The organism is Vampirovibrio sp. (assembly GCF_041737375.1).
GTDB lineage: Bacteria > Cyanobacteriota > Vampirovibrionia > Vampirovibrionales > Vampirovibrionaceae > Vampirovibrio.
Map to the genome: position 1 here is coordinate 1 of NZ_JBGSRV010000023.1, position 2,256 is coordinate 2,256.

Below are 2,256 nucleotides of genomic sequence, written 5' to 3' on the forward strand. Positions count from 1 at the left end.
ACTAAGCCTCTGCCAGGCTTCAGCAGGTAAGTTTTCCCGGAGTTTGGCAGCTCGCCAGAATTCAAAACCAATGGTCACAGTTTCCTGAGAAGAGACACCCAAAACATACGGAATTTGAGCCTTTTCCAACCAATTTCGCAGCTTGCTGTTGTTGCCATATACAGCATCTCCAGTGACCTAACTCACGGCTGTAGTACTAGGTTAAAATGTCCTCGATGTCGGTGATTAGCTCAGCGCTTGGAAGGCTATTTCCTTGTAAATCCACCGGTTTCCCCTCGATATCTTTATAGAGGGTTATTAAACCTTGGTTTAGCAGTGCTTCACGGCGGGCTTGGATCTCAGGATTTCTGGATTGATAACTCAGATAATTGGGATTACGGATAAACAAACTGTAGGCATTCAACACAGTTCCATACGCATCCAAAACGGATTGCCCTGTAGCAGCAAGCTGACTGATACAGACAAATTGCTCTTTCATGGTGGACCAATCGGAACGACAGGTGCCATTGCAAAAACGCTGACGGGGTTCGCCTTGTAAAAGACGCCCACAAGAAAGGCAAGTGGTTGGATATAAGCACAAAGGAAATTCCGCCTTATACACCTGCTGTTTCCCAGGCGTAGGATACGGCAGCCCCACCTCCCCTTCCAGTAAATACCCCAGCTCAGAGGCCCTGCATTCGGCCAGCCAAAGCAAGAGTAATAGAGTGCTGGGAAACCGGCTACCCTGCAATTGAGAAGGGATGACTTTAGAAATTTGAAGCATATACTCCAAAACCCGCTGGTCTCTGGGCTCATGAAAAACAATAGTTCCCTGGAGTGGTATAGTGACGCCTTTGTCCTGAAGCTGCTGAAGGGTGAGCCGTTCTACCAAAGCAGCTGAAAAAATCTGCAGTCGCTTTATGGCATTGACCAACTCTTGACCCGGTGGTTTTCTTCTCATTTAGCCCCTTCTCCTGTCACTGAACTTTTCTGCATACAGATTGGGCGGCATGCTGCATAGATGTGGATCAAAGCCTGTGTAGCTCTACTTCAGGTTTTCCGTTTTGAAATTATCCTAGAGCTTATGTAATAGCAGCTATTACCTGATCCATGGCGCTTTGATCTGCTTTGGAAAGTGTGCCTCACCTCTTCTTCACAAAAGTAAGCGGCAGAGTGGCTATTTTAGGTTTAATCTAAGACTCAAAGACAAGCCCAATCGCATCTAGATCCTGTATCTAAGCATCAAAGTGAAGTGGTTCCGAGTGTTCAAACAGAATTTACATTTTTGAATGCTCTGGAATTCGAGGGGTATTATACACAAAGAAAAATCTCTGGGTCTGCATTTTTTCTTGGCGTTACAGACTTCCAAAGTCCTCCAGCCTTGTAGACACTGCCCGGAGTTTGGTAATCCAAGGCTTTATGCAGGCGTTGGTGGTTGTATTGGTGGATATAGCGCCCAATATTGATTCGGGTATCGCCGAATTACCCTTCTCATTCAAAGAGAAGATTTAGCCGTTAACCCCAAGCGCATATATCGAATTTACAAGCAGGAAGGGCTTCAAATAGAAAGAAAGTGCCCAAGAGAAGGCTTAGCCCTCAATTAAGGCAAGTCAGGATTCCTGCCGCCAGGCAGCTTGGGGGACAGTGCTTTAGGAGGCATTGCACCTCATTCCTTCGCCGCCGCAAATAGCCTGGCGCGCCAAGCTATTTGACTCCCGTCTTTCTCACTTGAACTGGTACGCTTCTGGGGTCAAAGCCAACCATCCTGAAACTCTAATTTTGAACGGTACCGGCCGTGGGTCTCAATCAGTTCAACAAGATTTTTATGAAAACTATGAAAGGTTTACAGATGCTTATTTAAAATAGATAGATAAGATTTATCAGATGGATCAGTCCGCATATACACAGGCTATAAAAGATTGGGAAACATTACAGGATGCCAATATACATTTAGATTTCAATCATCCCAATAATACTTTGATTGACTTCGATAAAAGTCGATTCAGCTTTGTAGATCTGAATTTTATGCCATCCAAAGTTCATTAGAAAGCTTTTTTGATATTTTATTGGGAAGAGCAGACAGTTATGACTTTAAATCTTGTATTGTTCGACCAGAAGAGCGCACCCAATTGGAAGCCTAGAGCCAATACGGTAACTTTGGGTTAGAATTTCAGGGTTTGGAAGAGGATAGCGTATGCCTTGGAGACCCTTGAGTGACGAGCAATGGGAACTGATTGAGCCAGTCATTCCAAAACAAAGAACTGGCCGCCCCCGGAG

General features: G+C 45.0%; 2 protein-coding genes and 1 pseudogene. 1 reads left to right on the forward strand and 2 read right to left on the reverse strand.

The window, feature by feature from the left end:
* Nucleotides 1-196: 196 nt before the first annotated feature.
* A complete protein-coding gene (locus ACEW81_RS13850) occupies nt 197-763 on the reverse strand; it encodes a hypothetical protein (protein ID WP_373533594.1) in 567 nt (188 codons plus the stop codon).
* A 527-nt stretch (nt 764-1,290) separates the two neighbouring features.
* The gene (locus tag ACEW81_RS13855; protein WP_373533595.1) at nt 1,291-1,446 is read right to left on the reverse strand and encodes a hypothetical protein; all 156 of its coding nucleotides are present in this window, start codon (nt 1,444-1,446) and stop codon (nt 1,291-1,293) included.
* Between the two features lie 11 nt (nt 1,447-1,457).
* On the opposite strand from ACEW81_RS13855, the pseudogene ACEW81_RS13860 reads away from it, so the two are divergent.
* Nucleotides 1,458-1,583, forward strand: a pseudogene (locus ACEW81_RS13860) (IS3-like element IS407 family transposase); the annotation flags it as partial.
* Nucleotides 1,584-2,256 lie beyond the last annotated feature (673 nt).

Coding starts and splice junctions, on each gene's coding strand:
- ACEW81_RS13850 (WP_373533594.1), bottom strand. CDS start 763: ATGCTTCAAATTTCTAAAGTCATCCCTTCTCAATTGCAGGGTAGCCGG.